General features: G+C 37.2%; 23 protein-coding genes and 5 pseudogenes. 6 read left to right on the top strand and 22 right to left on the bottom strand.

The genetic code is table 11. The annotated features are described in order from the left end of the window. Nucleotides 1–82: 82 nt before the first annotated feature. The 4 genes from BTW01_RS18445 to BTW01_RS09765 form a co-directional block, all read right to left on the bottom strand. On the bottom strand, nt 83–259 hold the full coding sequence (locus BTW01_RS18445; RefSeq protein WP_238391404.1) for a permease: 177 nt from the start codon (nt 257–259) through the stop codon (nt 83–85). Between the two features lie 605 nt (nt 260–864). Beyond that, nucleotides 865–1,761, bottom strand: coding sequence for a CPBP family intramembrane glutamic endopeptidase (locus tag BTW01_RS09775; protein WP_162102786.1), 897 nt, complete (start codon nt 1,759–1,761; stop codon nt 865–867). Between the two features lie 715 nt (nt 1,762–2,476). Continuing rightward, the gene (locus BTW01_RS09770; RefSeq protein ID WP_162102785.1) at nt 2,477–3,304 is read right to left on the bottom strand and encodes a poly-gamma-glutamate hydrolase family protein; all 828 of its coding nucleotides are present in this window, start codon (nt 3,302–3,304) and stop codon (nt 2,477–2,479) included. Nucleotides 3,305–4,172: 868 nt separating this feature from the next. Continuing rightward, on the bottom strand, nt 4,173–4,814 hold the full coding sequence (locus tag BTW01_RS09765; protein WP_162102784.1) for a glycoside hydrolase family 11 protein: 642 nt from the start codon (nt 4,812–4,814) through the stop codon (nt 4,173–4,175). Nucleotides 4,815–5,306: 492 nt separating this feature from the next. On the opposite strand from BTW01_RS09765, the gene BTW01_RS09760 reads away from it, so the two are divergent. Further along, the gene (locus BTW01_RS09760) at nt 5,307–6,443 is read left to right on the top strand and encodes a Rap family tetratricopeptide repeat protein (RefSeq protein ID WP_162102783.1); all 1,137 of its coding nucleotides are present in this window, start codon (nt 5,307–5,309) and stop codon (nt 6,441–6,443) included. Beyond that, entirely contained in the window at nt 6,433–6,609 is a 177-nt protein-coding gene (locus tag BTW01_RS09755; RefSeq protein ID WP_162102782.1) for an aspartate phosphatase, read from the top strand. The genes BTW01_RS09760 and BTW01_RS09755 overlap by 11 nt, the downstream gene beginning before the upstream one ends. Nucleotides 6,610–6,983: 374 nt before the next feature. Here the strand turns inward: BTW01_RS09755 and BTW01_RS09750 are convergent, their stop codons facing one another. Together BTW01_RS09750 and BTW01_RS09745 are read right to left on the bottom strand one after the other, a co-directional pair. After that, nucleotides 6,984–7,367, bottom strand: coding sequence for a UPF0715 family protein (locus BTW01_RS09750; RefSeq protein WP_162102781.1), 384 nt, complete (start codon nt 7,365–7,367; stop codon nt 6,984–6,986). A 218-nt stretch (nt 7,368–7,585) separates the two neighbouring features. Then, nucleotides 7,586–9,034, bottom strand: coding sequence for a glycoside hydrolase family 32 protein (locus BTW01_RS09745; RefSeq protein WP_162102780.1), 1,449 nt, complete (start codon nt 9,032–9,034; stop codon nt 7,586–7,588). 386 nt (nt 9,035–9,420) lie between these two features. Between BTW01_RS09745 and BTW01_RS09740 the strand changes: the two are divergent. Continuing rightward, nucleotides 9,421–9,666, top strand: a pseudogene (locus tag BTW01_RS09740) (hypothetical protein); the annotation flags it as partial. Between the two features lie 42 nt (nt 9,667–9,708). Here BTW01_RS09740 and BTW01_RS09735 read toward each other — a convergent pair. Then, nucleotides 9,709–10,065 carry a hypothetical protein gene (locus tag BTW01_RS09735; RefSeq protein WP_162102779.1) on the bottom strand — a complete coding sequence of 119 codons (357 nt, stop codon included), beginning with the start codon at nt 10,063–10,065 and terminating at the stop codon, nt 9,709–9,711. A 5-nt stretch (nt 10,066–10,070) separates the two neighbouring features. After that, nucleotides 10,071–10,538 carry a DUF4879 domain-containing protein gene (locus BTW01_RS09730; RefSeq protein ID WP_162102778.1) on the bottom strand — a complete coding sequence of 156 codons (468 nt, stop codon included), beginning with the start codon at nt 10,536–10,538 and terminating at the stop codon, nt 10,071–10,073. A gap of 231 nt (nt 10,539–10,769) precedes the next feature. Between BTW01_RS09730 and BTW01_RS09725 the strand changes: the two genes are divergently transcribed. Then, complete coding sequence (locus BTW01_RS09725) at nt 10,770–10,853, top strand: putative holin-like toxin (RefSeq protein WP_162102823.1); 84 nt, start codon at nt 10,770–10,772, stop codon at nt 10,851–10,853. 269 nt (nt 10,854–11,122) lie between these two features. Here the strand turns inward: BTW01_RS09725 and BTW01_RS09720 are convergent, their stop codons facing one another. From BTW01_RS09720 to BTW01_RS09700, 5 genes and pseudogenes are all read right to left on the bottom strand, one after another. Continuing rightward, on the bottom strand, nt 11,123–11,659 hold the full coding sequence (locus BTW01_RS09720) for a GNAT family N-acetyltransferase (RefSeq protein ID WP_162102777.1): 537 nt from the start codon (nt 11,657–11,659) through the stop codon (nt 11,123–11,125). Nucleotides 11,660–11,694: 35 nt separating this feature from the next. Continuing rightward, a pseudogene (locus tag BTW01_RS09715) lies at nt 11,695–12,273 on the bottom strand (SMI1/KNR4 family protein). A 62-nt stretch (nt 12,274–12,335) separates the two neighbouring features. Beyond that, nucleotides 12,336–12,833, bottom strand: a complete 498-nt coding sequence (locus tag BTW01_RS09710; protein ID WP_162102776.1) for an SMI1/KNR4 family protein — start codon at nt 12,831–12,833, stop codon at nt 12,336–12,338. An 8-nt stretch (nt 12,834–12,841) separates the two neighbouring features. Continuing rightward, nucleotides 12,842–14,561 (bottom strand): annotated as a pseudogene (locus tag BTW01_RS18620) (T7SS effector LXG polymorphic toxin). Nucleotides 14,562–14,661: 100 nt separating this feature from the next. Then, a pseudogene (locus BTW01_RS09700) lies at nt 14,662–15,214 on the bottom strand (SMI1/KNR4 family protein). 304 nt (nt 15,215–15,518) lie between these two features. Here BTW01_RS09700 and BTW01_RS09695 point away from each other — a divergent pair. Then, complete coding sequence (locus BTW01_RS09695) at nt 15,519–16,409, top strand: thermonuclease family protein (protein ID WP_162102775.1); 891 nt, start codon at nt 15,519–15,521, stop codon at nt 16,407–16,409. A gap of 514 nt (nt 16,410–16,923) precedes the next feature. Here BTW01_RS09695 and BTW01_RS09690 read toward each other — a convergent pair. Both BTW01_RS09690 and BTW01_RS09685 read right to left on the bottom strand, forming a co-directional pair. After that, nucleotides 16,924–17,253, bottom strand: coding sequence for a tyrosine-type recombinase/integrase (locus BTW01_RS09690; RefSeq protein ID WP_162102774.1), 330 nt, complete (start codon nt 17,251–17,253; stop codon nt 16,924–16,926). A gap of 88 nt (nt 17,254–17,341) precedes the next feature. Then, nucleotides 17,342–17,602, bottom strand: coding sequence for an Arm DNA-binding domain-containing protein (locus BTW01_RS09685; RefSeq protein ID WP_162102773.1), 261 nt, complete (start codon nt 17,600–17,602; stop codon nt 17,342–17,344). Nucleotides 17,603–17,809: 207 nt separating this feature from the next. Here BTW01_RS09685 and BTW01_RS09680 point away from each other — a divergent pair, with 207 nt between their 5' ends. Then, nucleotides 17,810–18,295 (top strand): hypothetical protein, encoded by a 486-nt coding sequence (locus BTW01_RS09680; protein ID WP_162102772.1) that lies wholly within the window; start codon nt 17,810–17,812, stop codon nt 18,293–18,295. An 881-nt stretch (nt 18,296–19,176) separates the two neighbouring features. On the opposite strand, the gene csaA is transcribed toward BTW01_RS09680, so the two are convergent. From csaA to BTW01_RS09645, 7 genes and pseudogenes are all read right to left on the bottom strand, one after another. Continuing rightward, nucleotides 19,177–19,509 carry a chaperone CsaA gene (gene csaA, locus BTW01_RS09675; protein WP_162102771.1) on the bottom strand — a complete coding sequence of 111 codons (333 nt, stop codon included), beginning with the start codon at nt 19,507–19,509 and terminating at the stop codon, nt 19,177–19,179. A 65-nt stretch (nt 19,510–19,574) separates the two neighbouring features. Continuing rightward, complete coding sequence (locus tag BTW01_RS09670) at nt 19,575–20,300, bottom strand: AraC family transcriptional regulator (RefSeq protein WP_162102822.1); 726 nt, start codon at nt 20,298–20,300, stop codon at nt 19,575–19,577. Nucleotides 20,301–20,314: 14 nt separating this feature from the next. Further along, a pseudogene (locus BTW01_RS09665) lies at nt 20,315–20,971 on the bottom strand (GNAT family N-acetyltransferase). Nucleotides 20,972–21,048: 77 nt separating this feature from the next. Then, on the bottom strand, nt 21,049–21,624 hold the full coding sequence (locus tag BTW01_RS09660) for a TetR/AcrR family transcriptional regulator (RefSeq protein ID WP_162102770.1): 576 nt from the start codon (nt 21,622–21,624) through the stop codon (nt 21,049–21,051). Between the two features lie 5 nt (nt 21,625–21,629). Continuing rightward, nucleotides 21,630–22,331 carry an MBL fold metallo-hydrolase gene (locus BTW01_RS09655; RefSeq protein WP_162102769.1) on the bottom strand — a complete coding sequence of 234 codons (702 nt, stop codon included), beginning with the start codon at nt 22,329–22,331 and terminating at the stop codon, nt 21,630–21,632. Between the two features lie 74 nt (nt 22,332–22,405). Beyond that, nucleotides 22,406–22,888 (bottom strand): GyrI-like domain-containing protein, encoded by a 483-nt coding sequence (locus BTW01_RS09650; RefSeq protein ID WP_162102768.1) that lies wholly within the window; start codon nt 22,886–22,888, stop codon nt 22,406–22,408. A 53-nt stretch (nt 22,889–22,941) separates the two neighbouring features. Further along, entirely contained in the window at nt 22,942–23,880 is a 939-nt protein-coding gene (locus BTW01_RS09645) for a helix-turn-helix transcriptional regulator (protein ID WP_162102767.1), read from the bottom strand. Between the last annotated feature and the right edge of the window lie 110 nt (nt 23,881–23,990).

Raw genomic sequence — 23,990 nt, 5'->3', positions numbered from 1 at the left:
AGACAACTAAATATTCCCAATAAAAAAGCTAAAGTCTGCATGTGAGACATTAGCTTTAATAACTGTTTTAAAAATAATGATGTTATAACTCCTTCATCTTTTCTTCTTTTAACTTTTTGTTCAGCTTAAATCCAATTAAGATATTGACAATTGCAGCTGGAAAATAGAAAATACCTGCACCTATAATTCCGATTGCGGTACTTGAGTTAATGATAAATGATTGCGTTTCGATTTTGCTTACCTTCAAATTAAATAACATAAGAATTCCCGCTAATATCCCTATATACCGAGCATTACCCGAAATAAAGAAATCGGATAAAATTCCAAATAATTGCCCAACAATTGATAATAATATTCCCAATAATCCAGAAAGTACAACTAGCTTTTTAATGACTTATCCCCTCTTTTTTTACACTTTATTATTTAACCCGTTTCAAAATTAAAATCTCCCTGCGGTTATAAACTTCTTTAGGTATCAGCAACTCACGCAGTTCTTTATTCACTTCTATATGTCAGCTGTCACTTGATATACATGCTTTTTACGACTGAAAACTCTTAAACAAACTGAAATATGACATAGACAGCAACTTCAGCTACAAGCAAATAAATCATGAAACTAGCATAAAAAAATACATCTGCATCCACATTTTTTTGTCTTTTGAAAGTCCATACGGTTAAACCGCATACAGTTAACATTGAAATGAATTCAACAATTGTTAAAAAAGACATTTTTACCTCCATATCAATTACCTCGACATCCACTATCCAAACAAAAAGCACCAGTTTCACAGACAATATTATCAGTAATAAAATTCAATATTTTCGTATTAACCCCATTCACCTTTTATGTATAAAACTGTTGTTTCAATCAGATATGACTGCTTTGCGGTTTCTCTTATCCTTACGCCAGCGAGCTATTCCTGCAGGTACTAAAAGCAGGGTACCGACAAACAGCAACATAAAAAAGATCACAAACAGTGCTCCTGTCCCTGGAACCATTTCTGTATAGGTAATAAAACGTTCATTTCCTTGCAGGACGAAGAAACGTGAATTTTCGAGAAAGGCTAGATGAAAGGCTATAGATGTCCACAAGCTTCCTGTTACGATACGCAGGAGCTGAAGAATGAATCCAAAAGACAACAATAAAACGATGTAACCTAATGTGATAGCAGGTGACTCAATCCCTGCTATATATTGCAAACCACTTACAGTTAAAGGGGCAAGCACAAATAGGATCGGCTGCAGGAGTAATGCTATGAAACAATGAAATCGCCTGTGTAAAGCATTGTACACAATCCCGCGGAAAGTTAATTCCTCTGGAAAAGCTTCATAAAAGAAAGCGATAATCATGTTTAAAAGCAGCGCTGTCACTAAATGAGCAGAAAAGTGAAATTGTGTAACTTTGATCCAGCCCATTAAATGGGCGATAGCGAATCCAGATCCGGAGAGTAAAATGACATACATGATTCCCATTATGGCTTTTGGAACGGCTTGCCGCCATCCAAACAGTCCGATTGAGAAGAATGGTTTACAAGAAAACCGTTTAAGAAGAATGTAGAGTAACGGAACAGTAATAAATGACACTAAACCTGCTTGGATACCTTGCTGCAAAAGCTTGGAAGCTCCTGCTTGGCGGACCATCGAACCGATAAAAGTGGCAAAAAACAAAGCAAATACGAACGCTCCCCAGCCGAGCAAGGCAATTGCCCACCATTTAAGATGATGGTTTTGTTTTCCGCTTTGGGTTTGGTGAAGCTGCATTTGAATACTCCTTTCATATCATCCATGTAAGCACTAAACAAAAAAGCAAATTACGCCATTAAAATGGAAACTTTACTATCATATACGTTCTGCTCCTGTTATTGTTTCAAATTTCTGTATCTTACTTTTCTTTTTCTTAATAAATGGACATATAATAAAAAAACGCCCCATCAGTTCAGGGGCATTTGATAATGAGTCTATCAATTTACTTTGTTCATTAACTCAAGAAGTATTCATATTCTTTGTTAAGGTTGAGTCATTTAACCCTCTCTCATATCTATGAGGCAACCGAAACCCCCGTATACAAGTTCGGGTCTTGTTATTATTGGTGGATAAAAAGATGAGACTAAAATAAAACACCACAAAATTTGCAATGAAAGAAAAGAGCAAAACGCAAGGTAAATAAACAGTCGAAAATTTTAAAGATAACAAAATAAAATGTAAAAAACCAAAAAAGATCAAAAAAGTGTTCTGCTTTTTGCTGCAGGTGTGCTCCTATGTTGTTCAGTTATATGCGGCTGACCGTTTATCATTTTAATTTGAAAAAGATCACAAATTAATGTGAACTTGGATCATATTATGCTGTTAGACTGGTCCTAGCTTACTTCTCATTAAAAATTTTTCCTGGCCATTAGTTTCAATTTGATTTTTGTTAAATACATCAATTCTCCAGTGATCAAAAAGTCACAAACATAGTCCCGCATGAATTTACTCATCATAGTTGCCGTGCTATACTATCCTTATCATACACATTTTCATCAATGAATTTAGTTAGAACAGCAATATAGTCATAAAAAACTTGATTCTTCGTTCCATCCCGTCCAGCCAGTGTAAACTTGTTAAACATTTCTCTTCGTTGTCCATTGCTTATTTCAAGTTGAATACTCATACCAGTTCTATTTTTATTAGCGATATTCTGTGCATTTGTACCGGCTAAACGAGAGTCTTCAGACAGCAATTCTGCAGAAAAACCTGCACTATTAAGTAATGATGTAAGCTTTGCTGCTTTTACTCTGTCTGTCCCACCGACTAATGTGTGTTTTTTCCTTGATGCATAACCATGAAGCGAGAGTGTCAAATCATGCTTTGATAATAAATCTAAAGCTTGCGGCTCATCAAAATTCGCACTTGTAATATGAAATTCAGAAGCTCCTGGTATCCTTAAAGCTTCAAATAGATAGGTAGAGTAAGACTTGCTTAATTCTCTTGCAAGCTCACTAGTTCCTCCTTCAATGCCTCCTCCATGAGGAGCCAAAATAAGTACACGCCTATCAACATTGGCAGTAAAAATGTTATAGCTCAAAAGTGACTCATTTGCTTTTAACTCTTTAAAATTGCCATACTTATCTGCAGCTAGAACTGAATTGATATTAAACAATACCAACAATAATGTGATTATGATTGTAAAAAACTTCTTGTCTATGATATACTTATATAGCTTCGTAACCTTGCGAAGTATTAGGTAAAGAAAGCTAGACTCACCAAAGCAAGCCTTCTCTGCCGCATTAACCTCTTTTCCCGCTATTCTGTTTTTAAACTTCAACGATTAATAACTCTCCTTATGTAATGTTGCTTATCCTTATTTTCGTTTTACCCTCATCAGTATCATCCTCTTTTCTAAATAAAAAATCACTTTTAACTAATTAATCTAATCTGGAGAAATACCATTTGGGAATATCGGCATGATCCTCTTACTTGAGATCGCTTTCATCATTGTATTGCTGTCTACTGCCGTAAATGTAATGGGACTATTGCGAATCGGTTAAGGAACACACCAAAAGGCAAAGAGTTATAACTCTTTGCCTTATTTATGCAGTTTTCTTATGTATCCCCTCTGCTACTCGCTGAGTAATAACAAGCACTTGGTCCAACCAGACTAAGGAGTGAATATTCAGGTTAAACCTTTTTGGACTGCGATTTAAGAAATAGTGAACAGACGACGCAAATAATAAATTAAACGATAAAGAGAATAATACTATTAAGCAGTATGGAATGCGGCTATCATAATCAATGCCAAAAACATAAACAACAGCAGCTGATAACGCAGACAAGAGATGAACAGTCACTTAAATAAGTCTGTTGCCTCTTTTTACGACAATAGACAATCACCTACATCATGGTTAACCCATTTTATATCTGATGATACATATTAAGGCCAAAACTCAATCAATATATTAATGTCTGCTGAACTTATAGAGAAAGTTATAAAGCCTGATGGAGAATACCTCACCTTCAGCTGTTCTCCTAGTAGAAAAAGGCCTTAAACCATTACTAACGATTTTAATAATCATTCACTAGATTCGAGACAAAAGGCTGTTGCCTCTCTTAGTAACTCACAAATACAGTTGGTGGAAAAATGTCTCAAGGAACGATCAGCAGCCCGTTAGCTACCTCTGATTAAAGTTGATCTGTTACCACACTGTTACGTTAGAACTTCCACTGCTTTTATATCCTTCTGTCGCTAAGACTTGATAAGACCAATTGCTCCCCAAATTCATTCCATGACTCTTCCATGCGTTAACATGATTGCTGAAAGTAATTGTAGCGTTGCTTCCAGTTGGTCTCTTTGTCTGACGGACACTCCAGTACTGCGTAAAAGTAGTGTTATCGCCATCAATGGAAGGTGCGTTATAACGTATCGTTGTATATATGTCATATGTACCTCCATCACTCTTTACAGTACCTTTATACGTTCCTGTAGGTCTGTAAGTACCCCATGAATCCACTACATAATATTCGATGAGAGGTGATCTCGTCCAGCCATATAAAGTCAAATATCCATTGCCATTCGGCGCCCAAACTCCGGCATTATAGTTTATGGTCCTGAATGGGGAACCTGTAGTCCAGCCTTTACCAACAACGAAATTTCCGGTATTGGACCAATTCACACTATAATTCCCGCCAGACCCATTGACAGCGTTTACGATTCCGCCTCCATCAGTCCAATTTTGCCAGTAGTCTGTGCCGGCAGCAGACGCGGTTGACGAAAACAAGCTAATACCCATCAAAACTGTCGTTAAGCCAACTAAGAACTTCTTTTTAAATTTAAACATATGTTACCTCCTCTAATATTTTTTCTGAGATTAAAATGAGGTAGCAATCGCATATTTTTAAAACATCCTTCATTACTAACGCCAAACTTTTGATCGTCCCCTTCAACATAATATCATGAATTCACAAGTAAAAATCAAGAATAATTGTAATTTAATTACAATTACCTAAAAATTATATGGTGAGGGGTCTTATTCCTAAATCTCACGGAGTAATATTTGTACATTCGAACCATTTCATATAAAGAAGACATACAATATAGATATAGATTGTAAAGTCATTGCAGCTAATCCGCTCAGTAAACATAAGAAAGTTCTCAACTCACTCATCCTAATGTCTTTGTAATGGATTATGATTCAACCTCCTGTCCTTTTTTAATTGAGGAGAGTATTTGTTTCGTTTTTTTTTAAGATAATATTAATATTTCTTATTTCTTTAAACATGATAAAATATTACATATTTAGTATATAAGATACATTCAGGGAGGGCCTGTGTTGGAGCAAATGATCTCTTCTTCTAAAGTCGGTGTAAAAATAAATGAGTGGTATAAATACATAAGATTATTTAGTGTCCCAGATTCGGAAATATTGAAATCTGAAGTTGAGGAAGAAATAAGATATATGAAAGAAGATCAAGATTTATTGCTGTATTATTCTCTCATGTGCTTTCGCCATCAATTGATGCTTGATTACCTTGAACCAAAACCAATGAATGAAGAACGCCCTAACATTTCAGACTTATTAGAAAAGATCGAAAGCAGTCAAACTGATTTAAAAGGGATTCTTGAATATTATTTTAACTTTTTCCGGGGGATGAATGAATTTGAACAATACGAATATCTTTATGCCATAAGCTTCTATAAGCAAGCCGAGAGAAAATTATCACTTGTTGCAGATGAGATTGAACGAGCAGAGTTCCACTATAAAGTTGCAGAAGTTTATTATCATATGAAGCAAACACATATGTCGATGTATCACATTGTTCAAGCGATCGATAGTTATAGAGCACATGAAAACTACACTGTAAGAGTTATTCAGTGCTTATTTGTTATCGGTCTGAACTATTTGGATATGGACTATCCTGAAAAAGCGATCCCTCATTTTAAAGATGCTCTAGACAAAGCAAGAGAAATCGATATGTCACGATTAATCGGATCATCACTTTATAATCTTGGCCTATGTTCATTTGCTAAGGGAGCTTATCAAAAGGCTACTAAGTACTTTAAGGAGGGTATTAGAGTATACCAAGATAATGGATATGAGCACTCAAATCGTTTATTAGACATCTTACTCATGTTGACAAAAACCACATTTAAAATGAGAAACCACTTCGAGGGTATTTCTTGGTGTGCACATGGTCTGTCTTTGTCCACTAATTTTAACAATGAGGTTATGACAAAAATGTTTGAATTCATTCATGCCTTATATGTAGATAACGACAAAGAAAAATTAAATTCCATTCTAAATTACTTAGAATTAAAGTCAATGCTTTCAGACGTGGAGGATTTAGCATTAGATGCGGCGAAGTATTACAATGAGAAAGAAGAACGTAAAGCAGCTGTTGCTTTTTATGAGAAAGTGCTTTACGCTCGCAAACAAATTCAGAGAGGGGATTGTCTTTATGAAACGTAAGCATGCATCTGTCTTTATTTTAGCCGTTGTTTTATTTGGGTTTATAAGCATTTATTCAGTCAACACTCAAAAAGATGTACAAGAAGCACGCAGAGGACATACAGCCAGTATTGGTTATACTGCTGACCATTCATTTGAAGTTGCAAGCAGAGGTCATACTTCTTGACGATGTATTATTCCCCCCCCTCTCTCGATTTTGAGGGAGGGGGATTTTTATGATTTATGTCCTGTTAAACCAGTTCTGTGAAGCGCCGTACAAAAACTGATCTCAGGATCACTTGAGAGCCTTATTTGTATTTGCTTTTCTCCCATAACGGCTCTAGGCTTTCTTCTCTTTTCATAACCCACTTCAAACTCAATTGCTGATTAATATCGTCTTTAATATTAGATAACGTAACTGATACTTCTTACTGTTTTTACCCGAGTAAAACTTATTAAAGGATATCAAGCAGCAAAGCTATAAATGCCCATATATTTATGAAAAATCAATTTTTTTGATAAGTTGTTTTAATTAAATGGGAAATTCTAAGATATTTAATCTTACTTAGTCGCTATCTTTGCCTTGCTTTGCAGAAAAATTGAGTCCCAGAGCCAAAAGATTACAGCGAATGAAATGCCAAATAAGTAAATTTCGTATCCCATTAAAAAGTCTATAGTACTCTTTGGATCAGTTATTGCACCGAAGAATAACCATACTAAGATTGAAAAGAGTATGTATATGAGTAAATATTTCAGGTTAAACCTTTTTGGACTGCGATTTATGAAATATTGAACGGGTGATGCAAATATCAAATAAAAGATAAAGAGAATAGCACTTATTAAGAAGTATGGAATGTAGCCATCATAATCAATGCCAAAAACATAAACAACAGCAGCTGATAACGCAGACAAGACATGAACAAATATGATCCTTAAAACTTGCATGTTTATAGCTCCTTTCTAATTCCCCGTGTCTGATTGTTTTGCGTATCGAAGATGGCAATCCCTTTTGTCCTTTATTATACAGCGGGATCTTACCCAATGAAAACTGCTGTTTTATTCAGATTTTTTGTACAACCCATAACCACCATCGCCATCCTCGTGTGAACTCTTTTGATTCGCATTTTTTTGCAAATAAAGTCCCTCAACATTCTTTCTTAACATCAGTCTATAAAATTCTCGTTTGTCTTCTTTATAGACAATTTCTCAATTAACATAAAATCATCAGTCCATATACGAAACCCTGTTGAATCCTCTTCGGGAAATATCATATTTGAAAAAACTTGTTCACCGTCATTTATAAACAACTCTACAGTGCTGTTGTCTATAACTATATTTAATTTAATGCGTCCGTCTTTAGGTGTAATTGTTGTTCGTTGCAGATTATAGAATTCTGGTTTGTCAATTACTTCTCCACTCTGCTGACGATTGAAAACAAACTCATTGCTTGAGACATCATAAACCAAGTCAGTGTGATTTACACCGTCTCGAATAGCTATACCAAACTTGCCTTTGGTAACACCATCTAATGCTATGACTAAATCAACAATATACGATTTTAAGTCATGCTGTTGAATAACATTGTCTTTAAAAAGTTCAACATTATTTAATGACAGCACCTCATCAAAGCCTTCTGATAAGTCCCAGATAGGTTGTTGAACAATTTGAGGTATACCATTAATAGTTTTTAGACGAAGCTCTCTTACTATACTTCCATTCCCATTGTATACTTTCCAAGGAAGGTCTAATGCATAAGCCCAATTATTCATCCATGACATATAATATCTATAGTTACCATTTGTATACGGTGCATCCCAAGTAGCACCCCCATAAGAGTCAGCGCCTTTCTCCAACCATTCAATATCAGTTTCCGGTTTAAACGCCACACCGTCAAATTCGCCTACAAAGTAGCATGATCCTGTTGTCAACCCATAATTAAACCCGTTAGCCGCGATCATAAGAACCCACTTCTTATTGTTTGGATCGTCATCTAAGTTGATCTGAAAGATGTCAGGACACTCAACAACCCCTATATCAGTCCTTACAAATCCGCTCATATATTCCCAGTTCTTCAGATTTTCGGATTTATAGAAACCTATCTTATCTCCCTCTGCAAGCAGCATTGTCCAGCTTTGGGTGTCTTCGTGCCAAATTACTTTTGGATCTCTGAAGTCTGATCCTCCTGTTGGGTTTTTCATTACAGGTTGTGGCTTCGTGGAACTTGAATCAGGATTGTAATGTTTAAAACTGTTGCCGCCATCTACGCTATACCAAAGGTGGGTGCATTGATAATCAGGCTTTGGCATAGTCAATAGTGCGATTATAGCTCCTTCTCCAAATCCAGCGGTGTTATTTTTGTCTACAACAGTACTCCCTGACCAAGGGTCTCCAGCATCATCTGTGTACTTCGGTATAGCTGTGGGAAGTCTTTTCCAATGTTTTAAATCCACAGACTCAACATGCGCCCACTCTGTGCCGTTACCTCCCCAATCAAAATCATTATTGTACAAATAAAACAAATGATGTGTTCCGTCAATATATAACGGTCGTTGAATGTCGTTCATCCAACCACTGGCAGGCGTAATATGAAAATTAGGTCTAAAGTTACTCAAACTATCCACTTCCTTTATATAAAATTACTTGTGTCTTTTACTGCCTCCTACATGTTAAAACTGCTATTTTATCGAACGGTTCAATGGTCATTTTCATCTATTAACTAAGTTCTTAACTTTTACCCAGAAACCCTTCTTTTCATCCATCGAAGAAGCCCACTGAAATTTCTTAATGCGACATAAATACTGTCCTGCAAACTCATATTCATTCATCGTACTGTGTTTTCGATTTTGCATAGCTCGTAAATATTGCCCTATCAAACGTTTTCACATATCTTAATTTCTTTAGTTTGAAATTGTTATTTTATTTAGATGCCATAACAAAAAATAGCGTCCTAACTTTAGTTGCCGGTACGCTTTCTTTCTAAATATATGAACATATAACTAAAGTTTTGAAAAGTGCTTGGGACGAATTTGGTTTATTTAGTGTGCAAATTGGACAAACAGATCCGGCAATTATAATTGGCATGGACCAAACAAAAAGTGAAGCAAAGCGACGTGAATATTTAAAAGATAATCTGCCTAGAGAAGCAAAGGAAAAATATAAAATTTATATATTCAAAGATGATATTGTTGATAAGTTGGAGAAAGAACATCAAAAGTATTTACGAGAAAACAACCTCAATAAATAAAACACCCAGCTCTTTATTTAAGCTGGGCATTGTTTTCATTATTTAAATAGAATTTTTATAAGTACTAATTGCTTCATTTCGCAACAGCATATTGTCTTTATTAACCATGCCTAAGTTATAAGCTTTTTTGATAATATCTAATACCTGTGAATCCATTGCAGAAAGGCTTCCTCCTGCAGTAAATCTTAATTTCCAGTCTTCTAAAGACTTATTCAAATCTAGCGTGCTTTTTTTGTTCTCAGGTTTAACAATCTCATTTTTCTCAAGTTTTTCACAAAACTCGTTAAAACCTATAGAAGATTGCTGAGTATTATTCTGACCATACCCTTCTGTAGCTAAGCTGCAAAATGATAAGAACTTTGGATCTTTTGTTACATCATAATTAGAAGTACTAATCACCCTGTTCACTCTCTTTCAAAATCAATTTTTTGGCTGTAGATAAAAGTGACGCCTGAACTTAATGCTTTAATCTGTATAGAATTATCTTGAAGTGCGTCCATTGGAATCTCAAAATAGTTATCCCAACCTATAACCACTCTATTCTGTCCAAGAATGGCATCAGATTGGTACAGCCTAGCTGTACCATCATACAATAGATTTTTTCCATTTTTACCTGTGATAACTTTAAACTTTGTGTAACCCATAAACCGAGCTTTCACATATAGTTTATTACCCTTCAAAACCTTTGGGGCTTTGGTTTGACGAGAAGAGATGTTATCCCAAGCAAATTCATTTCCGTCTGATGTAATCCCTGTGATTTGTAGATAGTAGAGCGGTAATGCTTCTGCTGCTTTTGCTTTTGATACATCAGTGAAAGCAAAAGTAACAACTGCTAGAAGAGCAAGCAGTACATATGTAATTCTCTTTTTCATTTCCTAAATCCTCCTTGGAACAAGTTTACATGTTAAATATCGACAGTTCGATACAGATATTTAGTATTTAAAATGAAAAAGAACCTGCATTTTGCAAGTTCTTTTCATATTATCAATTTATTGTGAATTTTAAATGATAAGGACATTTATGTATAGTATAATATTTCCTGTACATTTAGTTTGCTCAATCAAGGGAGTCTTGCTCATCCCCTAATGAAAGGGGGTGATGCTATGTCAACATTTCAGGCATTAATGCTAATGCTTGCATTCGGGTCGTTTATAATTGCCCTGATGACGTATATAAATAAAAAATAGACCTCCCTTGAGCTTAGGAACCTTAAAGGATAGGTCTACGTAGATTGAACATCGAGCAAGCCCTTTGATGGGCAGCTTTGTACAGAGCCGGGGTGTTGGCGCACCTTGTTTATTTTTATGCACTCTAATTAAACAAATGCATTTTATACGTAAAAACGTATAATCTTCATCCTAATTATAACCATATAAAATTGGTATTTGCAATACAATGGCTTTATGGATAAAACCATTATTTTATTGGAACCCAATACTTTATCGGTGCACAAGTGCTATACACCATGATTCAATTCAAATTCTTCTCTTGTCATCCCAAAGCAAATACCATCATAATAGGCACCTTTAGTAAAAATGATCTTTCTTAGCTGCCCCTCTTTCATGAAACCTAATTTTTCATGTAATCGTATGGATGAAGTATTAAAAGAATAAACAGTTGTATTTACTTTTTGATAAGCAAGCTCCAAAAAAAAGAAACGAAGAACCATCAAGATCATTTCTTTGGCATATCCTTTACCTCTATATGGCTCCAATACAGCCAAATAATAATCGAAGGTGCCATTTTTCCTATTACAGTCAAAGGTTTCAATCATACCTACTATATTATTATCTTTATCAACTGCAATAAAACGGAATTCATCTTTTTCTAATTGTTCTTCTACCCATTCTCTCATGTTATTAGCTGAACGAGGAAAATGAAGCGAGTCCATATTCCGTAGGATTTCATCATCTAACGAATCAAATATAACGATATCTTCAGGTTGAATTGCTCGCAGTGTAAGATTTTCTCTAGTCCAATAAGTAACTGCCATTTTAACTTTTCCTCCAGTTATCTCCATACGTTTTCTTAACTGCTTAGTAAGTCATCATCTAATTCAATATACAGAATTCCATCATCTTCATCATCAGCTTCAATTGGTTCATCAACTAAACTTAAGATAAACTCCTCAAACGAATTGGCAATCAGGAAAAAGTCTTTATCTGGATGACTTAATTCATGATCCCAAAACAATATCTTTTCATTATCGATATCCATGCATATTTCATTCCCACCTGCGGAGCTTGCGATAGGAATAATATTTCTAGGAAAGCGATCAGAATATGTATCGATTACTATCTGAAGACTGTTATGATCGTTCGCTAAACCATAAAAACCCTCTAACAATTGTGTATCATTGTCCTTACCCATCCAAGGGTCTTTCTCTATAGGTTTATAGCAAACGTCATACTCAAACTCATCTGTTGTTTTTTTACTTTCTAGATAACATACTCCATATTACTTCAAAAAGTCCTTATAATCTGAAGGTAATTGATTGCCTATATTTATTTCAATCTCTTTGAGTTGTTCATTGGTATTAATGCTAGGATCTGTTTCAGCATCTATCGTAAACTCTTTCAACTTTTGTTCGATCTTAATGAAGCTCATATTAATCCCTCCGCACTGCACATTTTTAGCAATGAACAATTGCAATACTTTTGTTTAATAGATTATTCAATTTCTACGCTATCATATGCATCGCCTAGTGATATATAATCATCCCTTAACCAATACCAATGTTTACCCTTATTCTCAAGCAATCGCTGTATTAAATCTGTAAATGAACTTGCTATCACCTGTGTTTCGCCGACTATTCCATGTCGATCAAAAATGCTGTCATAGCATTTTCCTTTTCGCTCTTCGTTTAAGTCAATTGTTAGGTATTCTCCTTTTCCATCCGTGCAAACAATATACCACTCGGATGAAATGTCTTCTTCACAGAGCTCCCCAACAATAATGGGATTAGCCAATTCAAACTCAGATGGGCGTACTATGTATATTGGATAATCCGCATTTTCATATAAAACTGCTCCACCACATTGTTCATAAAATTCACTAATATCTTTTGGCAGTTGATGCTTCTCGTCTATTACTGGGAGACCATCAGCTTCAAACAGCCGACAGTCTGATGTGGCAGCAATCTTCTTGATTAACATATCAATGTTCAAGTCCGCACCTACTTTCTAAAGTTGTATTGATTAAATGCGTTATAATATTGCTGTCTCGCTTCTTTAGGAACATTAGCAGCATCGAACATCTTCTCAGTAAGTTCTCGTATTTCCCTAGGTGATACTTCTTTCCAATTTACTTTACCGCCAACTTTTTTCCCTGTTTTTTCGTACAGCCATTCTCTATAAACTTTCTTGGTAGCATTGTGTTGCTCCTTAGTTAAAGCTACTGTTGGCGTATTACTACCCCTACTCACATAATTCGGAACATTATGTTTAGCCCATACATCCATTACACCATGATGATTCTCTAAAGGACTGTTACTTGGTCTATAATCAACGACATCGAAAGGTTTTACTTCTTTATCTGACCCTTTAGCAAAACTCATTAGTTGATTTTTTAGGTTTTCTCCATCTACTACATTGTATGGCACGTCCCCTGCCATAGCAAGATCGTACTTAGGGTTATAAGGCAGCAAATCTGGTATCTTAACGTCCTTAATTTTCTTCCCTGCTTGACTTGCTTTGTTTATTACTTTGCCCGCTGCATCTGCTTTATTAATGGCTCCTGCACCTTTGGTTCCAAAAATAGCTATAGCTACTGAACCAATTGCATATGTTACCCACCTTGACCTAGAATAGGCATCCCCATTTACCATATCTTTTTGGTATGACTCTTCTATCGCTGCTGAAATAGCATCATAGGTTTTGACTGGATGCATAGCTGCATTCCCCAGTGCTGAAAGTGTTTCTCCTGGATCGGTGATGAAGTCCCATATGCCGGTTACAGTGTCTTTTCCCACATCGTATAAACCAACTCCTACACCTTTTACGATGTCCCAAGTGACCTCCCCTGCCTCTTCAAGCTGCTTTGCTTGTTCAATTTGCACAGCAAGCTGTACCTGAGCCGGTTCAAGATTCTCGTACCCTACTTTCTTAGCAATCTCTAAATATTCATCAGGATCCGACACACCGTCATTAAGTTTCTTTTTCAATTCCTTAATTTCTCGTTCTTTTGCTTCTTCTTTCTTCACGCTTAAGTAAGCTTCAGAATGCTTCTCTATGTCGCCTTTTTTCTTATGTATGTCACTTTCTCTGTACGCTTTAGCGTTATAGTGAATCGGAGTGGCGTTCTTCCCTTTGCCTGTTGATTCCTGTAGCTTTTTAAAATCTTGCTGAATGAATTGTTCGTTTGGTTCTGTTTCAACGTATTCTGTTTTTAAATCCTCATCAAGTTTATTTAGCTTATCGATTGTTTTTTCACGTTTGTCATCTGCAGAAGAAAGGTTGTCTTTAAAGTCTTCTGTTGAGAATATTTCAAGTGGAAGGATGTCATTGATGTCATTCAGAATGTCTTTCATTGCTTTTTTCTGTTCAGACATAATGGATTTTGATTTTGTGTAGGCGTTAGCCAACTCATGTTCTAGAAAGGATTCTTCTATGTAAGCATCAGACATCTTAGCATCTTCAAGTTTTGCAGAAACACTGCTTAGGAAAGCAATCTTCATGTCAATTAAATCAATCCATTGATCTGTAACACCGACCGACATGATCATGATAAAACGCTTTAATGTTATCTGCACCCTTACCGGAAAACTCGCTGTCATCTAGGTCAGCTACGTCCTTAAACGCTTTTCTGAGCTTCACCATTTGTGATCTTAGTTCCTTGTACTCTTTGGTTCTTTTATCTGCTTCAGAGAGCAATGAATCAGCTTCAAATACCTTCATTTCATTCTCCTTTCAAGCCTACTCTATGTAAATTTCACCACAACTATTTGTTTGAATAACAGAAAAAGACAGCCAAAACTGACTGTCTTATACATCGTGCTTATCGTGTTCTATAATAATTTTTTCGGTATAGTAGCTCCATTCCCAAAAAGTCGCCCCATTGGATTCTATATACCGATCTAGAAATATCTCAAAATTTAAATGTAATGGTGTATACTCTCCTATTTCTAATATAAAAAGATAGTTGGGATCCCCTTTATCCAATGTATCTTTTTCGATCATCAAATGACAACCTTCTAATAAATGACCAATTGGGATACCATTGATACCTTCAAATAAATCCTCATATTTTAGTTCCTCTTCAATCTCTTCAAGGCTAAATAAATAAAGTCCTCCACCTATATTCTCCCCATCAGAAAGAATTTGAAAAATTTTCGCACCATTATGTAGTGTCATGAACTTCTGATAATCCTTTGGAAGGGTAAGCTGGTGTTTAGCCTCAAAGCTTTGAATGTCATTCAGGGTTGCTTTGTCCTGTGAAAATGTAACAAGGAACTCCATAATATATCCTTCAGAACAAAATAATGTAATGGCCCTTTTTCATCTAAAAGATTTTTCAAGCCATTTACAGTCTTATGAATAAAGTTAGTCAAATCCATCACCCCCATTGATAACAAGGAAAACATCGTTAATTCCTTTGATTGAATTTCCAATTTTGGATTAGCTGCCAATTGATCACTACATTTTCATTTGGTTTTTCAACTTTGATTCCAAGCATAGAAACATTCCCCTTTTGACTATGAATTCAGTGACATTTTAACATATCTAGGGAACCTTAAAGAAAAATACGATGATAGTAAGGGAAAAATAAATCCACAATCATTGGATATAGGATTATAATGATTGATGGTTTACCGATATAAACAGAGAATAAACATTGTAAAAGGGGAAATGAAGTTGAAGAAAGTATTATTAGGTTTTGCTGCATTTGCTTTAAGCTTATCGTTGGCAGCTTGCAGTTCAAATGATGCTGAAAAAGCAAATACAGAAAAAGGAACGCCACAAGCGTCTAAGGATGCAGAACGGAAGACAGGCCAAAAGAAAGCTGCTAAAGAAAAAACTGCGGAGAAAGCTAAGAAAAAAGATCAAAAAAAATTGGTTGATGTAACATTAAATAGAGCAGTTGATGGAGATACGATTAAAGTAAGCTATAACGGAAAAGTAAACACTGTTCGCTACTTGCTCGTTGATACACCTGAAACGAAGAAACCAAATTCTTGTGTTCAACCATACGGTGAAGATGCATCAAAGCGAAACAAGGAATTAGTCAAAAGCGGTAAGCTGCAACTTGAATTTGATAAAGGCGATCGCAGAGATAAGTATGGAAGACTGTTGGCTTATGTTTATGTTGGTGGCAAATCTGTTCAGGAAACATTGCTAAAAGAAGGATTGGCCAGAGTAGCATATGTTTATAAACCAAATACGAAGTATTTAGACACGTATAAGAAAGATGAACAAGTTGCGGAAGACAAGGACTTGAAGATTTGGAGTAAGAATGGCTATGCGACTGACAGAGGATTTAATGGATGCGTGAAAAAGAAAAACACTGCAGTTAAAAAAGCAACAATATCCAAACCGGCAACTTCACAGCCTACACCTCCAAAGACATCAAGTGATGCTTCGACTACAAATGAAAACGAAGCTTCTTCAAAATCAGCTAGAGAAGTAGAAACATTTAAAAATTGCACTGAGTTAAGAAAGAAATATCCGCATGGCGTGCCTAGCTCCCACCCTGCTTATCAATCTAAAATGGATAGGGATCATGATAACTATGCATGTGAGCGGTAATTGAAAGCCCTTTGCGGCTTTCTTTTTTATTTCTCGGCTTGTTTATCATTGAGTAAAAATATTAGAACCTCTTCAATTTTTTCTCTAAGTCATTATGATTCAAATCGAATAATGTTCCACAACTGCTTCCTATAAAGCCACCGTAGTAATACCACAAATCCATTGTGATGCAGTCTAGATCTTCATCCTTATCTGCTGCTTCTAATTGCATTGATGGAAGAGCATGACTGTATGTCCCCAATGTTTGTTTAATGTCAGAATGACCTAACCTTTCTTGTACTATTTTCGGATTCACACAAATACTTACGAGATACGTAGCATTTGTGTGTCTTAATGCAGGGATTAACCTTTGGCAATCCCTGCTGCTTTCGTATTGAATGAAATCCCCCTTCTCCAATTACAAGGTGGCAGCCAATCCTCCATTTTCGTATGTACTACTAAATCTAGATCATTGTATTTTACACCTGCTTCTTTCTTGTCCCTTTCAATCAACCTTTTATGTTTCCGTAAGCTTTTACATAGTGACCTCAGATATATTAACATTTCTGTATGAATTAACAGTTTTAACTTTTGGCTCTAATCCATAGTTACCTCTATCATCCATCCTACATAGTGTTTGGCGTATTGTGATGTACCGTTTTCCCCAAGTAATACTTTTCCATTCTAACCCCAGTACTTCACCCATTCTCAAACCAGTCTTAATGGAAATCTCATAAGCAATGTAATGTCTTGAGGGACGTTTAAATTTTGAAATATGTAGGAAACGTTTTGTTTCTTCAGGAGCAGAAGTCTCAACTATTCTCTTTTCTCTTGGTAAGTTCAATTCATCAAAGATGGCCGACATATCAATTTTTCTTCTTCGTGATGCCTTTTGGAATATACTCCTGGTTACCTGTACTGCTCTTCTTACTGTATCAGCTAATACTTTACGCTCAAAAAGGAAGTACATTGTATTGAAGTATCTCTCTATAGTTGTTAAATGTACTTAGTCTAAGCTTCACTCTTTTTGATTCTAACCAAGATTCAGCATACGTTCCAAATGATTCAGATATCTCAGGTAAATATTTCTTCTCTGCTTCAACATCAAGAATCACCTGTCTAAGTACCTCTTGAGCTTCTTTATAAGTCTTGATCCCTTTTCTTTTACGCTGAATCCTCTTTTTTGTTATCGGATGCGTACCGCCTGAATACACAAATAGTATGTTCCTGATTTCTCGTCTTTTTTAATTTTTGTCATTCTGCTCACCTGTTTATAGGTGAACACATGGAAAACGTACTAAAGACCATTATAATGACATGGTTATAAGAAGTCATACAAAAGAGAAGTTAGATTATGAAAAAAAGAGATATATTAACTCAACATCCAAATTTTGATATACTTTACATAGGAGGTGAGTCTTATGTCTGAGATTAAAGCACAATCTAATAACTCACCAAAAGGTGAGAATAAATATTTCGGCTTTGGTTTAGCTGCTGTCTTCTTAATTATAGGCGGCGTACTATTTTTTTCCTGGAGTACCTTCGGTGGTGAAACTCCCATGAAATTATTTGCTATAGTTTTTTTAATTATGGGAATATGTGGTTTAGGTGTTGAATTATCTAATTTCACTAAAAATGATGGTGCTTTAGAGATGTGTATTGGCCTTGGTATTACATTAACTATTTTCATTCTTAAAGACCTTTTCAACAATATACCGAACCTCTTAGTGTTACTTGTTTTCGGTTTTGCGCTGATTTTTATCTTAAGCTCTTTTACACGCTTGTTTTTCAAAGAGAAAAATCCTTCTGAACAACCGAAACTTATTTTTCGAGTAATCATTCTAATTGGTCAGGTGTCTGGTGCTATAGCAAATATTGGAGGTTTATTTAAAATGCTGTGGTCTTAACTACACCTTGCTCAGGTTAACGAACCTCACAAATTTTTCTGCTATTTGTCTTGACTTTTCTTGTGATCTTTTGCTTGATTGGTTTGAGACTGTGGACAACGGCTGGATAAGTTGTCTGCCTGAATTTGCTTGTGAAAAAATAAACAAACTCAGGCAGGCGACTGAAACTTGATTGTACATCAACTTGTGGTATCCGTGTGTTCACCCTATTTGCTGTTGGTTATTCCCCAAACAAGCCTACTGTGTCAAGTGTCCCTAACAGTTTCAACCAACCCAAAATTGGGTTCGTATACTTGTGGCTTGTCCTGCATCGTCAAAAACGATACACTACTCATTCCATTTAGTATCAGATTTAGAATAACCACCAGTTGGTACAAAGTCTAAAACCTGACCTACAATGTGATATGATTGCATTGTCTATGAAACACCTTTATTAACATTGTGGCGTTGTTGTGCTTCAGTACGAATCGTTTCATAGATAAGCACACGACCCTGTATTCACCTTGTTATTTAGTACGTTTTCGTTGATTTAACAGCATTTATTTACATTCACAAAACGGTGTTTCAGGTCACAGTTAAGTCACTTTTCTAAGTTTGGATGATAAAACGCAACCTTATTATTATCATACAAATTAACAATATTGGAATAGAAATTGTGTGTTTTCACTTATTTTCGATAATATAAGATAAGTTTTATATCTATTTCACTCATATATAAAAAGTAACCCTTGCATTCCTTCACCCGCCATGCTATATTCATATAGCGATGAGCTGAATTGTGTAAGTCGATGTACATGCCCTTGCGGCGCACACGAATGTGGCGTGTGGTGCATCGCCTCAATACGCAAAGACGTTTGCCTTAGGCAAACGTCTTTTTTACGTTATCCGATTTTTGTGCCGTTTGGAACGGGCTGACCCGGCTGCAATAGGACGACATCACCATGGCTGGGAACGCCGCCGAGGACCAGCACTTCCGATTTAAATCCAGCGATCCGGCGCGGCGGAAAGTTGACGACTGCAATGATTTGCTTGTTAATGAGATTTTCCGGCTGATAACGCTTCGTGATTTGCGCGCTTGATTGTTTCATGCCGATTTCTGCTCCGAAATCAATCACAAGCTTAATCGCCGGGACTCTGGCTTCAGGAAATTCCTCCGCTTTTACAATAGTACCAGTTCTGATATCCAATTTTTCAAAGTCCTCAATGACCGCCATATCAATAACTCCTTTTTTCTCCTATTATAAAAAAGATATTCAAAATTCGTTTATCCAAAGCACTATCATTTTTTATCCGAATATAAGGTGTTTCGATATAACCCGGGCGGTGTGCCTGTATTTTTTGTAAACCATCTTGTAAATGAAGAAAGATTTTGAAAGCCCAGCACCTCGCTTATAACAGTAAGGGTTTCCTTTTTCTCCATCACCATTCGTTTCGCTTCCTCAAGGCGAAGGGCAGCAATATAGTTCTGCGGCGACTCTCCCGTCTGCTTCTTGAACCAGCTTGAATAGTAGGCTGGGTGGTAATGCTCGATATCTGCCAGCTTTTTAATCGTCAGCCGCTCAAATAAATGGCTGTGAATGTAGGCAATGGAGGCGCAAGAATGGGATTGCAGCTTTTCTTTTATGTATTGAACAAGCAAATGCAGCGAGTTTGCTGTGCCGGTCTTTTCTTCTTCTGTCAATAAGCACCTGATTGAAGACCAGAAAGGATCTAGCCCAACATCCATTCCCGAGCCGGCATGATCCTCATCAATTTTTAGCGCATAAAGCGGAACATCCAGTACAAGACATTCATTTCTGCCGATTGAACGGAAACGATGCTCACACTCAGGCGGAATATATAAAAAGCGATCCGGCTTTAATGTCACCTCGCGCCCCTCCGTCTCAAGATCAATACTCCCTTCAAGCGGAAAAAGAAATTGGCTGTACGCGTGCTTATGTGAATGATAAAGGTGTGTGTATGTCCTTTTTTCGCAAACAATCTCTTGAAGCGAGTCCATCAGCAAGCCCCTCCCTGTGGTCATCTTTTGATCCAGTTATGGTGTTTTGATATAGTCGAAAATCCGATTTTTTCATATAAAGAAACTGCCACAAGATTTTCTTTCAACATTTGTAGAAACATGCGTTGTGCTCCTCGGCTACAACGATATTGCTAAGTCTGCCATAACCATCAATGACAAAAACCGTTCAAAGCAGCGCTGTCTGGCTTCCTTGGTCCATATATCGTAAGGCGGCATGCGCTTGAAATTGTTTGTACAGCCTTGATGCCGCTCCAGCGAAAATCCTTCCAAACGAATAAATTCAAACAGATGACGGATCAGGCTTCCACTTGTATGTAAATTGCCTGTTTTCTTCAGTATGGTTCATAATATCCCGGCACAATGCTGTCATTTGAAAGCACTCATCCGCCTTTTCATAACCGCTGTCTGCCAATGCAGCATCTAGTCCTTTCGGAGATGCATTTGATATGGAAACAAACGGGCAAGCCTAAGCTTTTATAAAAATGCTCGGCTTCTTCTCGGAAGTCTCCTTTAGGTATTTCCGCTGATGTCCACACGCAGTTCGCCCTTTTGGTTACGTCAAAATTCGCTCTGAGAAGCCATTTTCCCATGCTTTTCTGAATATATGGCGGCCATGAAGCTGCCGCTAACCGCTCAATTTTGCGAATGTCATTCATTGACTAATGTCTCTCCCCTACGTATACTGCCTAATATTATATCAATATTCAGAAATATAGGATATCTTTTTATTGGTTTACATAATATTTTTATTGTTTATCACCAAACCTGACAAAAACGTGCGGATTGAATATGACAGACTTTCTGAAACATCCTCTTCACGTTCAAATGCTTCTTTTGCAATTAAAGCTGTGAAGCCATGCAACAAGCTTCTAAGCCCCCTTGTCGCGTGAATGGCAGTCTTATTACTAGCATAGCCGTTTTCAATGAGCAGCTTTGACACCAGCCGGACAATTTCTTCTGAGACGATTTCCGCCCTTTCGTCCTGAACCTTAAGCAAAGACGCCTCATAATATCCGGGATTCTCAACTGCAAAATCAAAATAGGCATGAGCTAAAGCAAGCAGAGCGGCATCTCCCTTTTGTTCGGTTACGGAGACTGCCATTTGTTCATAAAGTCTTGTCAGCCCGCTGACAGCAAGCTCTGTTCTGATCGCTTTGAGCCCGTTGATATGATTATACAGCGACGGAGGGCGCACATTCATTTTTTTAGACAGAGCGGCAAGCGTGACACTATTCAAACCTTCCTGATCGGCAATCTCCGCTGCGGCGTCTACAATCATTTTTTGGCTCAATCCTATTCTCGGTGACATTCTCGTCATCCTTTCTTTGCTTTTATGATCGCCTGTCTCATCCGCTCTTCGGGTGATCTCAAGAAATTCCCATGTCCAACCGCGAGACACGAAGGCGCCTTGTCGGCGAGCAATTGTGCACTTTTAATAGCTTCCTCCTTATTCCATGTCGCGAAGGCAGGAAAAGGAAATGTCCATTTTATCTGGCCTGATACAGCGATTCCTCCTCGCAATTGAAACGCATCTCCCGCTATTACAGTGCCGTTTCTTGTATCAAGAAATGACATGCTGCCCGGTGTATGGCCCGGTGTAGAAATTGCAAGCAGAGAACCTATTGTTTCGCCTCCCTTCAGCAGCTGGTGAGGCTTTGTTTGCACGTGTTTCGGAATGCCTCCTTTAATAGGTGTCTGCGGCTCATCATGACGCAAGGATGTATCGCCTTGCAGCAGGAAAGAATCCCGTTCTGAGATCATCACCTTTGCGTAAGGAAATGCTTGTGTCAATACATCCAGTGATCCGACATGATCACCATGGGCGTGGGTCAGTAAAATATGCTGAAGCGGTTTTCCCAGCTGATTTACAGCTTGAATGATTCTTTTATAGCTGCCCGGAAGTGCGGCATCAATCAGGGTGACTTCGTTTTCTTCCTCTACTAAATAGCAATTGACTGGAAACAATGCTGGATAAAAAGTCAGCTGCCAAACCGTTTGGTACTGAGTAACTCTCATCTTTTCATTCCCCCTAATAAAAACTAATGGTATTAGTTTTTATTATTAACTAATACCATTAGTTTATCAAGAGTTTATTTTCTTATGGCTACATAAATACGAACTTGTGCCCGCTGAGGTATTGCTGCATTTTGATCATATATTTCAAAATCACCTGTAAACGTGCGCAGATGGCGCTGATCCCACGTCCAAATCTCCTTCCACGTTTCAAGTATAACCTCTTCAATAGGACCGGTTCTAGAAGTGAAAACAGCATAAGCAGAAGCCGGCAAATTAATATTCTCATAAGGTTGCGGAACAGTACCGCTCTCCTCCTGAAACGTTCCAACCGAAAACGTGTAAAATCCTTTCGTCTCCTGTTCGTAATTGGAATATAAGGCAATAATGCTTTGAGCTTTTTCAGCCTGTGAGAAAAGGAAACGGGTATCCTGCTCCCAGAATTGGTCCCACAGGGCCGGAATCCGCCGGTCTTCCGTCATTTCCAATGCGTTGCTGGTCCGTTGTGACAGTCCGGCAAACCGTTTCTGTTCTAAGTATGTCATATGTGAAAAACTCATAAGATCCCTCCTTTTTACCTAGATTATAAAAAAAGAAACCTGACAGCAGTGTGTCAGGTTTCATAAATTTTTTGCATCTGCTGTATGGTTTCTTTTACTTTATCCCGTATATGAAAAGGCTGGAGAACTTCAATATCCTTTCCAAACTGCAGCAAAAAACCTGTCAGCCATTGATCTTCTGGAAGAGAAATTACCGCCCGGCAGGTTCCATCTTCATCACAATGAAGAGCCTCATTTCCGAACCATTCACGTATGCGCTGACGTGCTGCCGGCTGAACAAGAATGACAAGTTCAGTTAAACGGTCCTTTTGATGCCAATTTTTATCCCACGGCAACGTCTCCAGCTGTATGTCTCTTCTGATAAAAGATTGGTATAAGATAGTCAGTCCCTTCATTCGGTTTAGTTTAAAAAAGCGAAAATCATTTCTAACCAGGCAATAGGCGTATAAATACCAGTACCCTGTCTTGCAGACCAATGTGTAAGGCTCTGTTTCACGATAAAGTGTTTCTCCGCTTGCATTTGTATATGTAAATGACACCGTTGACAATCGATCGATGGCGGCGCTGATAGTCTCACGAAGCGCCTTTTGATCTTCAGTCTGTCCCCAAGCCGTCATGTCAATAAACCATTTTTCAGTTTGATGCTTAAATGCTTCAGCAGACTGCTCCGGTATGAGATGTTTGATTTTTTGATAAGCTTTGCTGTGAGAAGCTGGTTCATACATAGATGAGACACTCTGCAAAGCGGAAGCGATCGCAAACAGCTCCTCCTCTTTCAGCCACTCTCTCTCCAGCCGGTATGTATTCATCATGCTGATCCCGCCCCCGGAGCCCTGTGAGGTTACAATCGGAATACCAGCTCTATTGATCGTCTCAATATCACGATAAATTGTTCTGACAGATACTTCAAATAGCTCAGCAAGTTCAGCGGCCTGCACCTGTTTTTTGCTGATTAATAACACAACCATCGCTAACAAACGTTCCAGTTTCATGCTGTGCTCCTTTCCTTCATTATTTTACAATTTTAAAATGTTAAATAAGCTTGGGCATATCGATTATGCCGCCCAAATACATCTTGCATATATTATGAAAACAAGGGTTT

Origin of the sequence: Bacillus sp. SKDU12 (assembly GCF_010093085.1) — a bacterium.
Lineage (GTDB): Bacteria > Bacillota > Bacilli > Bacillales > Bacillaceae > Bacillus > Bacillus mexicanus.
The sequence above is the reverse complement of the archived record's forward strand: the minus strand, read 5'-3'. Positions and strand labels throughout refer to the sequence as shown.